The 15,493-nt window shown below is 35.7% G+C and carries 19 protein-coding genes, 1 pseudogene and 2 riboswitches; of the genes and pseudogenes, 11 read left to right on the top strand and 9 right to left on the bottom strand.

Annotated features, from left to right (window positions below):
- Positions 1 to 270: 270 nt before the first annotated feature.
- The 5 genes from EUC40_RS06865 to EUC40_RS06885 form a co-directional block, all read right to left on the bottom strand.
- Positions 271 to 783 carry a 1,2-dihydroxy-3-keto-5-methylthiopentene dioxygenase gene (locus EUC40_RS06865; protein WP_000057320.1) on the bottom strand — a complete coding sequence of 171 codons (513 nt, stop codon included), beginning with the start codon at positions 781 to 783 and terminating at the stop codon, positions 271 to 273.
- Positions 761 to 1,399: a methylthioribulose 1-phosphate dehydratase gene (locus tag EUC40_RS06870; protein WP_071713128.1), complete on the bottom strand. Its 639-nt coding sequence runs from the start codon at positions 1,397 to 1,399 to the stop codon at positions 761 to 763. The genes EUC40_RS06865 and EUC40_RS06870 overlap by 23 nt, the downstream gene beginning before the upstream one ends.
- Entirely contained in the window at positions 1,396 to 2,055 is a 660-nt protein-coding gene (locus tag EUC40_RS06875; RefSeq protein WP_071713129.1) for a 2-hydroxy-3-keto-5-methylthiopentenyl-1-phosphate phosphatase, read from the bottom strand. The genes EUC40_RS06870 and EUC40_RS06875 overlap by 4 nt, the downstream gene beginning before the upstream one ends.
- Positions 2,052 to 3,296 carry a 2,3-diketo-5-methylthiopentyl-1-phosphate enolase gene (gene mtnW, locus EUC40_RS06880; RefSeq protein WP_156574201.1) on the bottom strand — a complete coding sequence of 415 codons (1,245 nt, stop codon included), beginning with the start codon at positions 3,294 to 3,296 and terminating at the stop codon, positions 2,052 to 2,054. The genes EUC40_RS06875 and mtnW overlap by 4 nt, the downstream gene beginning before the upstream one ends.
- 64 nt (positions 3,297 to 3,360) lie before the next feature.
- A riboswitch (SAM riboswitch) is annotated at positions 3,361 to 3,466 on the bottom strand.
- Positions 3,467 to 3,518: 52 nt separating this feature from the next.
- On the bottom strand, positions 3,519 to 4,709 hold the full coding sequence (locus EUC40_RS06885) for a pyridoxal phosphate-dependent aminotransferase (protein WP_156574203.1): 1,191 nt from the start codon (positions 4,707 to 4,709) through the stop codon (positions 3,519 to 3,521).
- Positions 4,710 to 4,723: 14 nt separating this feature from the next.
- On the opposite strand from EUC40_RS06885, the gene EUC40_RS06890 reads away from it, so the two are divergent.
- The 4 genes from EUC40_RS06890 (at position 4,724) to EUC40_RS06905 (ending at position 8,364) form a co-directional block, all read left to right on the top strand.
- On the top strand, positions 4,724 to 5,587 hold the full coding sequence (locus tag EUC40_RS06890; RefSeq protein ID WP_156576919.1) for a carbon-nitrogen family hydrolase: 864 nt from the start codon (positions 4,724 to 4,726) through the stop codon (positions 5,585 to 5,587).
- Positions 5,588 to 5,658: 71 nt separating this feature from the next.
- Positions 5,659 to 5,803, top strand: a riboswitch (SAM riboswitch).
- A 91-nt stretch (positions 5,804 to 5,894) separates the two neighbouring features.
- Positions 5,895 to 7,076, top strand: coding sequence for an S-methyl-5-thioribose kinase (mtnK, locus tag EUC40_RS06895; RefSeq protein ID WP_156574205.1), 1,182 nt, complete (start codon positions 5,895 to 5,897; stop codon positions 7,074 to 7,076).
- Entirely contained in the window at positions 7,073 to 8,134 is a 1,062-nt protein-coding gene (mtnA, locus tag EUC40_RS06900) for an S-methyl-5-thioribose-1-phosphate isomerase (protein WP_156574207.1), read from the top strand. Before mtnK ends, mtnA begins: the two co-directional genes overlap by 4 nt.
- A gap of 68 nt (positions 8,135 to 8,202) precedes the next feature.
- A complete protein-coding gene (locus EUC40_RS06905; protein ID WP_000393325.1) occupies positions 8,203 to 8,364 on the top strand; it encodes a YvrJ family protein in 162 nt (53 codons plus the stop codon).
- A 30-nt stretch (positions 8,365 to 8,394) separates the two neighbouring features.
- Here EUC40_RS06905 and EUC40_RS06910 read toward each other — a convergent pair whose 3' ends face one another.
- Complete coding sequence (locus EUC40_RS06910; protein ID WP_071713134.1) at positions 8,395 to 9,171, bottom strand: 3-hydroxybutyrate dehydrogenase; 777 nt, start codon at positions 9,169 to 9,171, stop codon at positions 8,395 to 8,397.
- 194 nt (positions 9,172 to 9,365) lie between these two features.
- On the opposite strand from EUC40_RS06910, the gene EUC40_RS06915 reads away from it, so the two are divergent.
- From EUC40_RS06915 to EUC40_RS27170, 4 genes and pseudogenes are all read left to right on the top strand, one after another.
- Entirely contained in the window at positions 9,366 to 9,698 is a 333-nt protein-coding gene (locus EUC40_RS06915) for a PadR family transcriptional regulator (RefSeq protein ID WP_156574209.1), read from the top strand.
- A complete protein-coding gene (locus EUC40_RS06920; protein WP_156574211.1) occupies positions 9,698 to 10,465 on the top strand; it encodes a DUF1129 domain-containing protein in 768 nt (255 codons plus the stop codon). The genes EUC40_RS06915 and EUC40_RS06920 overlap by 1 nt, the downstream gene beginning before the upstream one ends.
- Positions 10,466 to 10,478: 13 nt before the next feature.
- Positions 10,479 to 11,240, top strand: a complete 762-nt coding sequence (locus EUC40_RS06925; RefSeq protein ID WP_071713136.1) for a DUF1129 domain-containing protein — start codon at positions 10,479 to 10,481, stop codon at positions 11,238 to 11,240.
- 32 nt (positions 11,241 to 11,272) lie between these two features.
- A pseudogene (locus EUC40_RS27170) lies at positions 11,273 to 11,401 on the top strand (DNA-binding protein); the annotation flags it as partial.
- Between the two features lie 8 nt (positions 11,402 to 11,409).
- Here EUC40_RS27170 and EUC40_RS06930 read toward each other — a convergent pair.
- Complete coding sequence (locus EUC40_RS06930) at positions 11,410 to 12,027, bottom strand: ImmA/IrrE family metallo-endopeptidase (RefSeq protein ID WP_071713137.1); 618 nt, start codon at positions 12,025 to 12,027, stop codon at positions 11,410 to 11,412.
- Between the two features lie 177 nt (positions 12,028 to 12,204).
- On the opposite strand from EUC40_RS06930, the gene EUC40_RS06935 reads away from it, so the two are divergent.
- The 3 genes from EUC40_RS06935 to EUC40_RS06945 all read left to right on the top strand — a co-directional run bounded on the left by EUC40_RS06935 (position 12,205) and on the right by EUC40_RS06945 (position 14,373).
- Entirely contained in the window at positions 12,205 to 12,498 is a 294-nt protein-coding gene (locus EUC40_RS06935; RefSeq protein ID WP_016111246.1) for a DUF3928 family protein, read from the top strand.
- Positions 12,499 to 12,608: 110 nt separating this feature from the next.
- Positions 12,609 to 13,058 carry an NUDIX hydrolase gene (locus EUC40_RS06940; protein WP_071713138.1) on the top strand — a complete coding sequence of 150 codons (450 nt, stop codon included), beginning with the start codon at positions 12,609 to 12,611 and terminating at the stop codon, positions 13,056 to 13,058.
- Between the two features lie 139 nt (positions 13,059 to 13,197).
- Positions 13,198 to 14,373 carry an acetyl-CoA C-acetyltransferase gene (locus EUC40_RS06945; RefSeq protein ID WP_071713139.1) on the top strand — a complete coding sequence of 392 codons (1,176 nt, stop codon included), beginning with the start codon at positions 13,198 to 13,200 and terminating at the stop codon, positions 14,371 to 14,373.
- A gap of 30 nt (positions 14,374 to 14,403) precedes the next feature.
- Here EUC40_RS06945 and EUC40_RS06950 read toward each other — a convergent pair whose 3' ends face one another.
- Together EUC40_RS06950 and EUC40_RS06955 are read right to left on the bottom strand one after the other, a co-directional pair.
- Positions 14,404 to 15,156, bottom strand: a complete 753-nt coding sequence (locus tag EUC40_RS06950; protein ID WP_156574213.1) for an AAA family ATPase — start codon at positions 15,154 to 15,156, stop codon at positions 14,404 to 14,406.
- A 10-nt stretch (positions 15,157 to 15,166) separates the two neighbouring features.
- Complete coding sequence (locus EUC40_RS06955) at positions 15,167 to 15,436, bottom strand: hypothetical protein (RefSeq protein ID WP_156574215.1); 270 nt, start codon at positions 15,434 to 15,436, stop codon at positions 15,167 to 15,169.
- Positions 15,437 to 15,493: the final 57 nt, after the last annotated feature.

Consider the following 15,493-nt stretch of genomic DNA (forward strand, 5'->3'; position numbering starts at 1 on the left):
TATTTTCCTTATTAGTAATTGTAGTATATCACACATAAAACAGAATTTTCAGAAAAAGTTCAAAAAAAGTTCAATAAATGTTCGAAAAGTGTTAAAAAATCGAAGAGGGTAATTCCACCTTAAAAAGGAAAGAAAGAGATTTTTGAGTGAATAAAAAATCAGACTTATTTCAAAAAATGAAATAAGTCTGTTCTATAGGAGGATGTATATATGTAGAGTGAATAAAAGGTTGGAAAAGGGGGTCCATGTCCTTTTATTCAACTAGCTACCTTAATAGATTGGAACCCAGCCTTCAGTTGTAACAAAAATACGGATAGCTACAACTTGGCGATCATCTTGCAAGGTAAAATAATGTCTTGCATTTTCAGGAACAGAGATTAGATCGCCTGGCTCAAGTTCAACGTCAAAGAATATCCCATCTTTGCCTTCAATAGCAAAGATGCCATGACCACTGACAATAAAGCGGACTTCATCATCAGTATGATGGTGTTCTTTTTGGAAATTAATTAACAATTCGTCAAGGTTGGGTGTACTACTTGAAAGTGAAATTACATCATGTGCTTTATAACCTCGACGCGCTGAAACATCAGCGATTTCTTTTGAAAACACTGCTAATATTTCAGCTTTGTTTTCATCTGTTAACGAATAATTTTCATTTAAATGAGTAGGAAGTTTAGAAATATTCCATTTCTCATATAAAACGCCTTCTTCTTGTAGAAATTTTGATACTTCCACCTCATTTTCAATGCGAGTATTTACTTCATGAATACGAATTTGCGCCATTAGAAACGCCTCCTTGAATTGATAATAGTTTTATATGAAATTGGAATAAAAACTCATAAGCTTCTAATCTTTTCTTTGCATCAAAGCTATCTCGACCCCATACGGTAATACCATGATTACGGATTAATACTGCTCCCGAATCTCCTTGTATATGCTTTCGGAAATTTTCTCCGAGCGTTGGGATATGGGCATGGTTTTCGATAATAGGAATGTGAATTGTTGCACCTTCTTCCCAAATATCAAGGGCTTTAATAATTTCTTGATTTTGAAGTGTGACTGCATCACTATATAAATTTGTGATGACATTGTTATCAGTTGTATGAACATGAAGTACGCACCCGGCATTCGTATTGTTATAAATATGTGTATGCAATATTGTTTCTGCTGAAGGGCGTAATTCGGTATCTAATACGGGAACCCCTAGATGATCTACTAACAGAAAATCATCTGGAGTAGTTTTTGTTTTGTCTTTACCGCTTGCGGTAATAAGAAAAGTAAGTGGCTCATGACTAACTTTTATAGAAATATTCCCACTTGTTGCTGGAAACCAATTTCGTGTTGTTAACTCTTTTTTAATCTCGCTTAAGTCATACCATTGACGAAAAAGTTGTTTCATAATTTCACCTCCAACAAATGTTTTAATTCAGCTAGAACATCGTGAAATGTTCCAAAGGGTGTATAAGCAATATGATTTTCTTCACACTTTGTAATAAGGAAGTCGCGAGCAAACACTTTATCAGCTTGTTTCGCTGCTTGTAAATCAGTAATAGAATCTCCAATTACAATGTGAAAATCATTTGTATCACTTAATTTACGGATTAGTGACGATTTACATAACCCGCAATGGTTTTGACAATGCTCATCACAAGGATGAGGCCAATTAACTGTAATAAATTCTGCTGAAAAGTCTGTTTCATTACAGTAAATTTGCTCTTTTGGAATGATCCCTTGTAAGAGTGGATAGACGAAAAAATCCATCCCACCTGATATAACGTAAAAAGAAATATTATTTTCATTTACAAATTGTATAAATTCATGAAATCCAGTACGAATTTCGGCAGTTTCTATTAAAAACTGAATTATTTCATTCTGCAAATTAGTAGGTAGCAATTGAAATAATTGAGAAACACCTTCTTGAATAGTAAGCTCTTGTGATAAAATTCTATTCTTTACTTCTTCTGCTTCTGGTGGTGCGAATTTTTCCATAATGGACATGATATTATCGTTATTTGTAATCGTACCATCGAAATCACAAAACACTTGAATACTCATAATTTCACCTCATGTGAGGGATTTCCCCATATTTGTAGTGCGCTATGCAAATTTATGTCGTCTACTTCATGGAGTGGTTTTCCTTGCAAAGTAGCTTCAATTGCAGTACGGAATGCTATCCCGCCGCCTTGCGCTCCATTTGGATGTCCGTGTATCCCGCCGCCAGCATTAATAACAACATCTTTACCAAAATCCCGTAGAATAAAGGGAACGAAACCAGGATGAATGCCAGCAGACGGAACAGAAAAACTCTTCTTGAAAAATGCATCATCTTCAGTTAAATGTTTTGAGATGGCAAGAGCTTCTTCTTTTTCTAGCGCAACACTTCCATATGGAGATGGGAATAATGAAAAATCAGCCCCAGCATAACGAAGCAGCTTTCCAAGTAATAATGGAGATGAGATTCCATATAACTGTGAGGCTGAATAAGCACCACTTACAGCAGGGTGTGCCATAATAGGAACTGAAATTTCATCATCTTCTGCAAGTGATTGCAGTACATCTAGTCCATAAGCGAATGCGTTAAATAATAGAATATCAGCCCCAGCTTGCACTGCGCGTTTCGCATTTTCTTTTAAGTCAAAAGTTCGTCCTGTTAAATTTACGGCATATAGCGTTTTATGGCCGTATGTTTCATATACGGATTGTAAAACTTCTTTTCCAGATACAATTCGCTTCGTTAGTGGTGTTAATGCATTCTCAAATAAAATTTCATCATCTTTTACGATATCCACACCACCACTTGCTTGATCACGTAATTGAGTTTTTAAATATCCAATATTTCGCCCAATCATGCCTTTAAAAATACTCATTAAAAGAGGACGGTCATACACTTGTAAAAGGTTTCGAATACCATCTATACCGAACTTAGGACCAGGAAAATGCTTTTTTAACTCATCTGAAAAAGTTAAATCAATCAATTTCACTTCACCATCAAGTGATAGTTTTCCGAATGTAGTTGTTAAAATCGCTGGTAAGTCTGGACTGAAATTTAATAACGGGTATTCGATTTTAATAACCCCGCGTTTTACTTTTTTACCTAGATACGAATTGATATGTTCTTGTTCATCTAATTCCTCAACATGAATGACATTGCCTTTATGCTGCTTTAATTGTTCTTGTAATAAGTGTGGCAAATGAGTCCAAGAGCCAATTGTTAAACCGAGTGCAATTTGCTCAGCTTTTTTTTCTAAGTTATGTGAACCATCATGGATTAAATACGTCGCTATTATTCCGCTCATTGTTATAACCTCCTAGTTAAATAAAAAAACCTCTCAGCTAAGGAGAGGTTTTTTTACAACCAGCTCCTTATCTGTCAGCATAATGCTGCGAGAATTAGCACCGTGTCTACGATTGTAGATCGGTTGCCGGGTTTCGTCGGGCTCGTCCCTCCACCTGCTCTTGATAAGAAGTATTTAGAAATGTTTAAATTTTTAAGATAACTGAATTTTGTCAGATATTTTTTATGTTGTCAATGGCTTTTTGAAAAAATTTAATTTATCAATTCGATTAATGGCTTCTCGTAATCTATCTTCTGTATGCAAGAGACCAACGCGGACATACCCTTCGCCGTGCTCGCCAAACCCAATACCAGGAGCAACTGCGACGTGTGCTTTTTCTAGTAAAATATCAGAAAATTGCTCAGATGTGTAACCTTCTGGTACAGGAAGCCATGCAAAGAATGATCCGGTTGGAATATCTACATTCCAACCAATTGAGTGACAAGCTGAAATAAGAGCGTTTCTCCGGGATTCGTAACTATTTACAAGATCTACTACACAAGACTGTGAACTTAATAGTGCTTCACGAGCAGCATCTTGAACTGCACCAAAAATACTAACATACATATGATCTTGTAATAAGTTAATTGTTTCGATAACACTTTCATTCCCTACTGCAAAAGCAATACGCCATCCAGCCATATTGAAAGTTTTTGATAAAGTATAAATTTCAATTCCTGTATCTTTGGCACCGTCTGCTTGTAAGAAACTAACCGGCTTTTGATCATCAAACCCAATAGCGCCGTAAGCAAAATCATGAACAACTAATATATTATGTTTATTAGCAAAATGAATGGTTTCATCAAAAAAATCTTTTGATGCAGTAGCACCAGTAGGATTGTTTGGATAGTTTAAAAACATTAACTTTGCACGCTCAGCGATAGTATCATCAATTTTCGTGTAATCTGGTAAAAATTTATTTTCTGCAATAAGCGGCATTGTTTTAAATTGTGCTTTTGCTAAAGCAACTCCTGATAAATAATCTGGATAGCCTGGATCTGGAACGAGAATAGTATCACCAGGGTTTGTAAAACACATTGGTAATTCTACTAATCCAGCCTTTCCACCAAACAAAATAGCAACTTCAGTTTTTGGATTTACTACTACATCATATTCACGTTGATAGAATGTTGCCACGGCTTCTTTTAAGCTCTCGTGTCCGCGAAATGGCGGATATTTATGATGAATGGTCTTTTCTGCAGCATCTTGTAAAGCTTTTACGATATGCTGCGGGGTTGGTTGATCTGGATTACCTTGACCTAGATTAATAACATCGTGACCAGCTGCAACGACCTTGTTAACTTTTGCAACAAGTGAAGCGAAAAATTGTGTAGGCAATGATGTTACTATCTCAGAAGGTTGAAATAATTTCATACTTTCCACCTCTTTTGAAAGTTGTTACAATTCTAGTGACAAATGATATAATCTTTCCAGTATTTTGTAAAGAAAAAAATGAGAATGGGGCTGACAAAATGAAAGTCGCATGTATTCAAATGGATATTGTCTTTGGAGATGTAGAAAAAAATATTGAAAACGCTAAAAATAAAATAAGTGAAGCGATGAAGGAAAGACCAGATGTTATCGTCTTACCAGAACTATGGACGACAGGATATGATTTAACGAGACTTTCTGAAATTGCAGATAAGGACGGAGTAGAAACGAAAGAAACGTTGAAAAAATGGTCGAAACAATATGGGGTACATATTGTTGGTGGTTCCATAGCGAAGCAAACAGAACAAGGTGTTACAAATACAATGTATGTTGTAAACAAAGAAGGAGATCTAGTCAATGAATATAGTAAAGTGCATTTATTTCAGCTGATGGATGAACATAAATATTTAGTCGCTGGAAATAGTACAGGCGAATTTAAGCTAGATGATGTAGAATGCGCCGGCACAATTTGTTATGATATTCGTTTTCCAGAGTGGATGCGCGTTCATACTGTTCGAGGGGCAGAAGTTTTATTTGTTGTAGCAGAATGGCCATTAGTACGTTTAGCACATTGGCGCTTGCTGCTGCAAGCAAGAGCAGTTGAAAACCAATGTTATGTTGTTGCGTGTAATCGGGCAGGAAAAGATCCGAATAATGAATTTGCAGGTCATTCTTTAATTGTGGATCCTTGGGGTGAAGTTGTGGTAGAGGCAAATCAAGAGGAATCCATTTTGTTTGGAGAGCTTACATTCGAGAAAATTCAAGAGGTTCGTAAAGGGATTCCAGTTTTTGCGGATCGTCGTCCAGAATTATATAAATAAAATATTGACAAGTGATTTTTATTCTTGGTATAGTCTTCAACATAAAGTTAAAAATTCAAAAAATTATACAACTCTTATCAAGAGCAGGTGGAGGGATTTGGCCCGATGAAGCCCAGCAACCGACCGTAATACCATTGTGAAATGGGGCGTATATTTACGACGCCAAAAGGCACGGTGCTAATTCCAGCAGAAAGTATACTTTCTGGTAGATAAGAGGGGAGAAGATAAACTTCAAACCTCTTTCTTTGTGGAAAGAGGTTTTTCTTATGCTAGAAAAACCTCTGAATTAAAAAAGGGGGAGAAAACGATGGGATATTATTCATTAACAGAAGTAACTGCTGTACAATATGCGAAAGAACATGGCTATTTTGAAAAGAAAGCGAATGTAGTTTGTCATGAAATTGGAGATGGAAATTTAAATTACGTGTTCAAATTAGATGATGGAGTGAAGTCGATTATAATAAAACAAGCGTTGCCATATGCGAAAGTAGTTGGTGAGAGCTGGCCATTGTCTATAAAAAGAGCAACGATTGAAAGTAAGGCACTGCAAATTTTTGCGAAGTATGTGCCTGAATATGTGCCGGTAGTGTATAGTCATGATGAAGAATTAGCGGTAACAGTCATAGAAGATTTATCACGGCTAACAATTACAAGAAAAGGATTAATAGATGGAGAGGAGTATCCACTTTTATCCCAACATATTGGTCGTTTTCTAGCAAATGTTTTGTTTTATACTTCAGATTTCGGGTTAGAGTCAGAAGAAAAAAGGATACTAGAAGGTGCATTTGTAAATCCAGACCTTTGTAAAATTACAGAAGATTTAGTGTTTACAGATCCGTTTGGCCATTACGATACAAATGATTATGAGCCGGAGTTACAACTAACTGTTGATGAACTTTGGAGTGATAAAACTTTAAAACTAAAAGTAGCGCAATATAAATATAAATTTTTAACGAGAAAAGAAGCGCTTATTCATGGTGATTTACATACTGGTAGTATTTTTTCATCACCTTCTGAGACGAAAGTGATTGATCCAGAATTTGCAACATACGGTCCATTTGGATTTGACATTGGTCAATTTATTGCAAATTTATTAGTAAATGCTCTATCTAGAGAAGAAGAAAAGAGAAGTGTACTATTTTTCCATATAGAAAAGACATGGAGTTATTTTGTAGAAACTTTTACGAAGTTATGGATTGGAGAAGGCGTAGAAGCATATACGAAAGAAAAACAGTGGATACCGATTATTTTGCAAAATATCTTTACTGATGCTGTCGGATTTGCAGGATGTGAGATTATCCGAAGAACAATTGGCTTAGCACATGTAGCTGATTTAGATGAAATAGCAAATAAAGAAACGAGAATTCAAGCTAAGAAACAAGCGCTATCCTTAGGTAAAGAACTAATAAAATATGAATCTAAGAGCGCTGATATTCAACTGTTTCGAACATTATTTCAGCAGACAGTTTCTGGAGGAGTAAAAGCATGAGTACAATTGTTACTATTCCGAGATCTGTCAGTTGGAAAGGTGATGCAATTGCAGTATTAAATCAAACAAAGTTGCCGCATAGCACAGAATACAAAACGTTAACGACGATTGAAGAGGTTTGGAAAAGTATTGTAATGCTAGAAGTACGCGGAGCACCTGCAATTGGAATTGTAGCTGCATTTGGCTTGGCGCTTGCATCAAAAAAATATAACACTATGCATTTGGAAGAATTTCAAAAGAAATTTAATAGAGATTGTAATTATTTAGGAACATCACGCCCGACGGCAGTGAATTTATTTTGGGCAATCGATCGTATGAGAGAATCTATTCGAGAGATTACTACAATAAAAGAAGCGCAAAAAATATTAGAAGAAGAAGCACTTCTCATTCAGCAAGAAGATGAAGCGGTATGCCGGAGCATTGGGGAATATGCGTTAACATGTTTTACAGACGGTGATAACATTTTAACAATTTGTAACGCTGGAAGTATCGCAACTGCTAGATATGGTACTGCATTAGCACCGTTTTATATTGGGAAAGAAAAAGGTGTACGTTTACATGCGTATGCGTGTGAAACGAGACCCGTTTTACAAGGTGGACGTTTAACGACTTGGGAGTTGAAGCAAGCGGAAATTGATGTAACGCTTATTACAGATAATACGGCAGCTCATGCAATCCGTACGAAAGAAATTAATGCGATTATCGTAGGAGCAGATCGAATTGTGGCAAATGGAGATACCGCAAATAAAATCGGAACAATGAATTTAGCTATATTAGCAAAGTATTTCGATATCCCATTTTATGTTGCAGCTCCGTTATCTACATTTGATATTAAGAAAGAAACTGGAACTGAAATTGTTATTGAAGAGAGAGATGAAACAGAAGTTACGAAAATCTTTGGGAAACAAGTAGCACCAATTGGAGTTGATGTTTATAATCCTGCATTTGATGTAACGCCGAATGAATTAATTACAGGTATTATTACTGAGAAAGGTATTATACGTGGAGATTATAAGAGAGAAATTGCATCATTGTTTGAAAAACAAGCTAATATATAATAGCTTGTTTTTTTTATGCCTAAATTGACTAGTCTCTCTTATTTATATAATGAAAGGGGGAGAAAAAGATGGAAGAGTGGATCAAGATGATAGGTAATGTAGGGTTTCCGATTGTTGTAACATTATATTTACTCCATCGAATTGAAAGTAAATTAGATGGGATAACTGTTGCAATAGAGAAACTGCCACAGCAATTACTAAAGTACGACGATCCTCGTGATAAAAAATAAAGTTTGCTCTTCGTGAGCAAACTTTATTTTTTATTGAGCAGTATAACCACCATCGATAACGACAGCTTGGCCAGTTATACCTTTAGCTTTTTCGCTCGCTAAGAATATAGCATAATCAGCAATTTCTTGTACTTGTAATAAGCGTTTTTGTGGTACAAGTGGATAAATAACATCTTCTAAAACATTTTCAAGTGGTACATTTCGTGTAGTAGCTAAGTCTTGTAGTTGATTACGTACAAGAGGGGTATCGACATAACCAGGGCAAAGGGCATTTACAGTAATACCATCGGTAGCACCTTCTAAAGCTGCCACTTTTGTTAATCCAATTACACCATGTTTGGCGCTATTGTAGGCGGATTTTCCTGCAAATCCAACAAGGCCATTAATGGAAGCAACATTAATAATTCGGCCATACTTTTGCTTTTTCATAATCGGAAAGGCATGTTTAATGGCGATAAATGGAGCGATTTGCATGATTTTAATGAGTAGCTCGAATTTTTCGGTTGGAAACTCTTCAATCGGTGAAACATGTTGCATTCCTGCGTTGTTAATTAATATGTCTAATGAACCGAAATGAGTAACTGTTTGAGAAATTGCTGCTGCAATTTCTTCCTCAGATGTAACATCACATTTTAAACCAATTGCTTGAAATCCCTCTTTTTGTAATTTTTCAGCAGCTTCTTTCGCACGCTCTTCAAGTCGGTCACTAATAACAACTTTTGCGCCTTCTTTTGCAAAAGCATTCCCCATTTCATAACCAATACCACTCGCGGCACCTGTTAAAAAGACAACTCGATTTGTAACCATGACGAAAAACATCCCTTCATAATAAAGTTTGCATATTGCTCTATTTAGAGAGGATATAATAAAATTCCTGCAAACATTTGGAAAAATATCGTTAGCTATCTTGTTTTGCAAAATAGTCTCTGCTATACTATGTTGTAAAGCAAGATACTTACGCTTATCTATCTTGTAAAACAAGGTAGCAGGAGGATTTTAATATGTCGACAAGTCAAATGCTGAAAGGAATTCTAGAAGGGTGCTTACTTGCTATTATTTCTGAAGGTGAAATATACGGTTATGAAATGAGTGAAAAGCTAGCGAAGCATGGCTTTACAATGGCGAGTGAGGGAAGTATTTATCCGTTATTGATACGTATGCAAAAGGAAGGATTAATAACAAGTGTAATGAAGGAATCTCCATCTGGCCCAAAGCGAAAATACTATACATTAACAGAAAAAGGCGAAGAAGCACTAAATGAATTTATGGATCGCTGGGAAGCGATGCAAAGTAGTGTAGAGCGTCTACTTGAGGGGAAGGGGAGAAGAAAATAATGCTATCAAATGAAGCACGAAAGTTTTTATTAGATATGAGATTATTTTTGGCGGCAAAGAGCGTGAAAGAAAGTGATATTGAAAATTTTATAGAAGATGCAGAACTCCATTTAATTGAGGGGGAGAGTGATGGGAAAAGCGTAGAAGAAATTTTCGGAAGCTCACCGAAAGAATATGCAAATGAACTTGTAAAAGTAATGGAAAGAGATAGACAAGAAACGTGGAAGCAAATTGGCTTTACGGTAATGAATATCGTATCGTTTTGGATCATTGCTTCTATCTTAATAGTGAATAACGGATTATTACAGATGTCGCTTATTCAGTGCGTTGGGTATAGTTTGTCATTGATTTTGGTTGTTATGGGTCCTAATTTTCTACTTCGCAAAATGACCTTCGTAACAAGTTTTACAAAAACATGGTTTTCTATGTGGTTTTTAGTTATGATCGCGCCAATGTTTTTAATGGGGGTTGTTACGATATTAGATGTGATCTATCCTACCAAAATGTTTACATTCACCGAGTTGCAAAGTTATATGTTAGCTGGTGGGATTTTTGGTATCACAGTAGCTATAAATATGTATTTTGAAGGGTGGTTTAAAAACTTATATTTAATTATTCCACTTTCTATAATGTTCATATTTAAAGCATTTACATCGGAAGATCTTATGCCAATGCTATTTCAAATTATATGTTTATACGGAAGTTTATTTATTTTAATTTTTATTGAAATTATGATGAAGACGAATAGAAGAGAAACGGTTAAATAAGGGAGGGGTTATAATGAAGGTTTCTAAAGAAGGCGAAAAGTTTTTAATCGATACGAAAGTGTATTTAATAACAAAAGGGATTAAAGAAGAAGATGTGGATGCCTTTTTAGAAGATGCAGAACTTCATTTAATAGAAGGTGAGAAAGAAGGAAAGACGGTAAAGGATATATTTGGTGATTCACCAAAAGAGTATGCGGAAGAGTTGGCGAAAGAGATGGAGAAGGATAAAAGCGGGAGTATAAAGAGCATTTTAGGAATGATAATTGGGATAGGTGGATATTGGTTACTTACAAATATTTTATTTGAAAGTCCTAATCATGAATTTGTATTAACGAATGTGCAGTTGATTGGATATCCAATTGTATTAATGGTTACTGTTGCAGGAATTATATTTGCTTTTAAAATGTCATCATTTAAGAGCAAAATAAAAGAATTTAGCATTATTTATGTAGCAGCTTTGCTACCGATTTTATTACTAGTATTATTAATGTTTATGAATAAATGGTACGGGACACCTGTATTACAATTAACTACTATGCAAAGTTATATATTAGCTGGAACTATCTTAATTGTGCTGTTAGTTGCTGAAGCATTTATACTTGGATGGATTGGAATATTAGCTGTTATCATACCGCTATTAATTATGTTTGTATTTAAGGAATTAGGGAAACAAAACCCATATTGGGGAATGCTAGAGCCTTTACTTCTGTATGGAAGTTTATATGTATTAATGCGATGGTCTTTCAAAAATGAAGAACGAAAAAGTGTAAACTAGGAGTTCCATAGAAAAAGGCTGCCTTGAATATACAAAAATTATTTCCAAAGAAATACTATATTTTGATTTTTAGAAGGATTACATTTATGTTTAGTTGGTTATTTGTATTTCTAGCAGCCGGGAATGGGTTTATTGATTTAATAAGGTGTTTTAAACAGTAACATGACAGTTACTGTTTTTTTCTTTGTAATAAAGAGCTTTGTAAAGAGAGTGCTTTTTGTTCGTTCGTTAATAGGGACTGAATATGGACATTTTCAGGGCGAGGTACGATCGGATACATAAGATTTGCTGGAGAAGGGTGGTGCTCCGAACCGGTTGGAGAATGAGGATCTGCGTGAGTAAGTTTTCCGTGAACACGTCTTGTAAATAAAATATGACCGATTTCGTGAGCGAGCGTATATATATTTTTCATAGGAGCAGCTGAATTTGTTAAAACGATATAACCAGTAAGTTGCTGTTGTTTTGCTAAAGAGTAAGCACAGGCAATTACTGCTGTTTCTTTGAAATAATCACTGCCAATATAACAAATGTAAAGGTCGCATTCAGGAGCTTCATTTACACACGTTTGGAAAAAGGATGCTAATTTTTCCTGACTTTGAATAGAATTTTTATAACTAATTTCACGGTCAGAAAAACGGAAAAGTTCATTTAAAATAATTACTTCTTTAATTTGAAAAGTAATCGGATGCCAAACTGATTCTGCAACTGCTAAATCTTTTGCAATGCGGTCATCAGAAATATCGGCGCCTGGAGTAATGCAAATACATATATTGACGTATGGATCCATAAGGAACACCTCAACTGAAAAAATTCTTCCTATAATATATGTGTGAAAAAGGTGCTATGTATGGATAAATGCCTTCTTTATTACATGAATATATAGATGACAAGTCGAAAAAAATTCATAGTTCGATAACATGGTGTGGTCGCCTTTTTGATATAGTAAAGGAAAGGGGGAGAATATATGTATACATTAAAAATCGTTTCAGACAGAGAAGCGCTATATCAATTTGCGAGTTATGTAAGAGTTGTACAAGGGATTGAAGATGTATATGTAGAGGTGGGAGAACCTTTATATGAACATCCATTAATGAAGTTTTATGTACATATTAAGCTGAAGGAAACATATGAGCAGCATAAAGCGTTACAGGAAATAGCAAGATTAGTAGAGTTGGGTCGTTTTACATATGTCCATTATCGTAATGATGAAATTGAGGAAGCTTTTGAAGCTGTAAAATATGAAAGTTTTAAGAAATAAAAGATGAAAAAAGGGGGCAAAAGCTTCCTTTTTTTTCTTTAAAATTACATCAACAAAAGGAGAGAAATTTTGTTATGATAAGGGAGGGTGAGGAAAGGAGAGTTTACATATTGGGGTATATTGAAGATTTACGCAAAGTCGTTGGTACAAGGCCGCTTATTCTAGTAGGGTCAGCAATTATTATATTAAATGATAATCAAGAAGTATTGCTTCAATATCGTTCAGATACATATGATTGGGGTGTGCCCGGTGGAGCGATGGAGCTTGGAGAAACGACAGAAGAAACTGCTCGTAGAGAACTATTCGAGGAAACGGGACTAACTGCAAAAATAATGCAATTTCTGGGTGTCTTATCAGGAAAGGAAGTATATTTCCGTTATCCAAATGGGGATGAAATTTTTAATGTCATTCATCTGTATCAGGGGCATCATGTGAGTGGTGAATTGAAGCTCGATCATGAAGGGTTACAACTTCAATATTTTCCAGTAGATAAGTTACCAAAATTGAATGAAACGACAGAGAAAATTTTACAAAAGTTTTTATATGCATTAACAGAATAGAAGGTTAATTCCTTCTATTTTTATTATATTAAATATTTTGATTTTTTAGTATGTTTATAGTATGATAGTTGTAGACATACATCTTATGGAATTTCACCTAAAAACTGACTAGTGTACATAAGAGAGGGGCAAGTTTAAAATGCATAATGTTGTTATTACAGCTGCAGTTCGTTCGCCAATTGGAACTTTTGGGGGAGCGCTAAAAAATGTAACGCCAGTAGAATTAGCTGTTCCTGTACTTCAGGAAGCTGTAAAACGAGGCGGGGTAGAACCACATGAAGTTGATGAAGTAATTTTAGGTCATTGTATTCAAAGAACTGATGAAGCAAATACGGCGAGAACGGCTGCATTAGCGGCAGGATTTCCTGACACAGTTACGGGGTATACAATCCAACGCCAATGTTCTTCAGGTATGCAAGCAATTATGTCAGCTGCAATGCAAATTCAATTAGGTGTAAGTGATATTGTTGTTGCAGGTGGAGTAGAAGCGATGAGTTCGAGCCCTTATGCATTAAAACAGCACCGCTGGGGACAACGTCTACAACACGGAGAAATTCGTGATACGGTGTGGGAAATATTAGAAGATCCATTGCATCATATTATGATGGGTGAAACAGCGGAAAATTTAGTTGAACAATATGAAATTACAAGAGAGGAACAAGATGAAGTTGCGCTTCGTAGTCACACACTAGCACTACAAGCAATCGAGTCTGGATACTTTGACGATCAAATTGTTCCTATTACAATAAAAGAGCGTAGAAAAGAAGTTGTATTTTCGAAAGATGAACATCCACGTGCAGATATTACAGCGGAAAAATTAGCAGGATTAAAACCAGCATTCCGTAAAGATGGATCTGTAACTGCAGGAAATGCATCTGGCCTGAATGACGGAAGTGCAGTTCTAGTATTAATGAGCGAAGAAAAAGCGAAAGAAAAAGGCTTACAACCGTTAGCTAGAATTGTTGGATATTCAGTAGCTGGAGTAGACCCGAAAATTATGGGTATTGGACCAGCACCAGCAATCCGAAAAGGCTTAGAAAAAGTAGATTGGTCATTAGAAGATGCAGATTTACTTGAAATTAATGAAGCTTTCGCAGCACAATATTTAGCTGTAGAAAAAGAATTAGGTTTAGATCGTGAGAAAGTGAATGTAAACGGTAGTGGTGTAGGACTTGGGCATCCAATTGGTTGTACAGGAGCTCGTATTACGGTAAGTTTAATTCACGAATTAAAGCGACGCGGCTTAGAAAAAGGAATTGCTTCTCTATGCGTCGGCGGCGGTATTGGGGTAGCATTATTTATAGAAGCACTATAAAAAAGAGGCAGCAATCGCTGCTTCTTTTTTTTACGATTCAAATAGATGATGGAATAATCGATTACGATTTTCAAAGAAAAGTTTCGTCGTTTGATAATGCTCGGTTTCTTCTAATCTGGATTCGTGAATCCCCTCTTGTGTTAAAGAGTATATAGTGGATTCAGGGTAAGCCATTAAAATAGGAGAATGCGTCGCAATAACAAATTGTGAACCTTGTTCCGCTAGCTCATGCATTCGAATGAGCATGGAAAGTTGTCTCATTGGTGATAGAGCGGCCTCAGGCTCATCTAAAATGTATAAGCCTTGTCCTGAAAAACGATTCATAAATAATGAGAAGAACGATTCACCGTGTGATTGTTTGTGTAATGAGATACCACCATAGGAATCAATAACTGGATTTCCACGTGCTTCTGGAGCAGCATCTATTTCATCAATATAAGAAGCGACGTTATAAAATGATTCAGCGCGAAGAAAGAAACCGTCGTTGGGTGTATTGAAACTTTTGGAAATTCGAAGGTATTCATGTAAAGATGAGTGTGAATCGTTTGTGCTAAAGCGGAAGTTTTTTGTTCCGCCTTCTGCATTAAAACCTAAAGCGATTGCAATTGCTTCAAGTAATGTTGATTTACCCGTTCCGTTTTCGCCAATAATGAATGTTACATTTGGATGGAAAGCTAGTGATTGTAATGTTCGGATAGCGGGTAAGCAGTAAGGATATGCGGAAAAACTAGGGATATTTTCTTTTTTTAATGTGACATTTTTTAAAAAGGGTACGTCAATCAATATATAAACCTCAATTCATAACGGATTTTGATTCTAACAAAGCAGCAAATACAAGGCTGAGACAACTTGCTAATAGTATTGTATACTGAAGTGCGCCAAAACCGAGACCTTCCCAACCGAAAGAAGTCTTCGTCCACATAAAAATGAAAAGAAAGCTCATAAAGCCAACGAGAGTGGGCGTATATTTTATAATCTTTAAATGCTTCCATAGAAAAAATCCAATGTATGTACTTAAAAACAAGGTAAACAGAATAAGAAAAAAGACAAGTGTTAATGACACGTGAGCCCCTCCTTATTTTCTGAATATTTATGTGGATTATAACATGTAAACTATCAT

The organism is Bacillus luti, from assembly GCF_009739945.1.
GTDB classification, from domain to species: domain Bacteria; phylum Bacillota; class Bacilli; order Bacillales; family Bacillaceae_G; genus Bacillus_A; species Bacillus_A luti.

Excerpts from the sequence above, each read along its gene's own strand:
- EUC40_RS06865 (WP_000057320.1), bottom strand. The coding sequence starts at position 783 with ATGGCGCAAATTCGTATTCATGAAGTAAATACTCGCATTGAAAATGAG.
- EUC40_RS06870 (WP_071713128.1), bottom strand. The coding sequence starts at position 1,399 with ATGAAACAACTTTTTCGTCAATGGTATGACTTAAGCGAGATTAAAAAA.
- EUC40_RS06875 (WP_071713129.1), bottom strand. The coding sequence starts at position 2,055 with ATGAGTATTCAAGTGTTTTGTGATTTCGATGGTACGATTACAAATAAC.
- mtnW (WP_156574201.1), bottom strand. The coding sequence starts at position 3,296 with ATGAGCGGAATAATAGCGACGTATTTAATCCATGATGGTTCACATAAC.
- EUC40_RS06885 (WP_156574203.1), bottom strand. The coding sequence starts at position 4,709 with ATGAAATTATTTCAACCTTCTGAGATAGTAACATCATTGCCTACACAA.
- mtnK (WP_156574205.1), top strand. The coding sequence starts at position 5,895 with ATGGGATATTATTCATTAACAGAAGTAACTGCTGTACAATATGCGAAA.
- mtnA (WP_156574207.1), top strand. The coding sequence starts at position 7,073 with ATGAGTACAATTGTTACTATTCCGAGATCTGTCAGTTGGAAAGGTGAT.
- EUC40_RS06905 (WP_000393325.1), top strand. The coding sequence starts at position 8,203 with ATGGAAGAGTGGATCAAGATGATAGGTAATGTAGGGTTTCCGATTGTT.
- EUC40_RS06910 (WP_071713134.1), bottom strand. The coding sequence starts at position 9,171 with ATGGTTACAAATCGAGTTGTCTTTTTAACAGGTGCCGCGAGTGGTATT.
- EUC40_RS06915 (WP_156574209.1), top strand. The coding sequence starts at position 9,366 with ATGTCGACAAGTCAAATGCTGAAAGGAATTCTAGAAGGGTGCTTACTT.
- EUC40_RS06920 (WP_156574211.1), top strand. The coding sequence starts at position 9,698 with ATGCTATCAAATGAAGCACGAAAGTTTTTATTAGATATGAGATTATTT.
- EUC40_RS06925 (WP_071713136.1), top strand. The coding sequence starts at position 10,479 with ATGAAGGTTTCTAAAGAAGGCGAAAAGTTTTTAATCGATACGAAAGTG.
- EUC40_RS06930 (WP_071713137.1), bottom strand. The coding sequence starts at position 12,027 with ATGGATCCATACGTCAATATATGTATTTGCATTACTCCAGGCGCCGAT.
- EUC40_RS06935 (WP_016111246.1), top strand. The coding sequence starts at position 12,205 with ATGTATACATTAAAAATCGTTTCAGACAGAGAAGCGCTATATCAATTT.
- EUC40_RS06945 (WP_071713139.1), top strand. The coding sequence starts at position 13,198 with ATGCATAATGTTGTTATTACAGCTGCAGTTCGTTCGCCAATTGGAACT.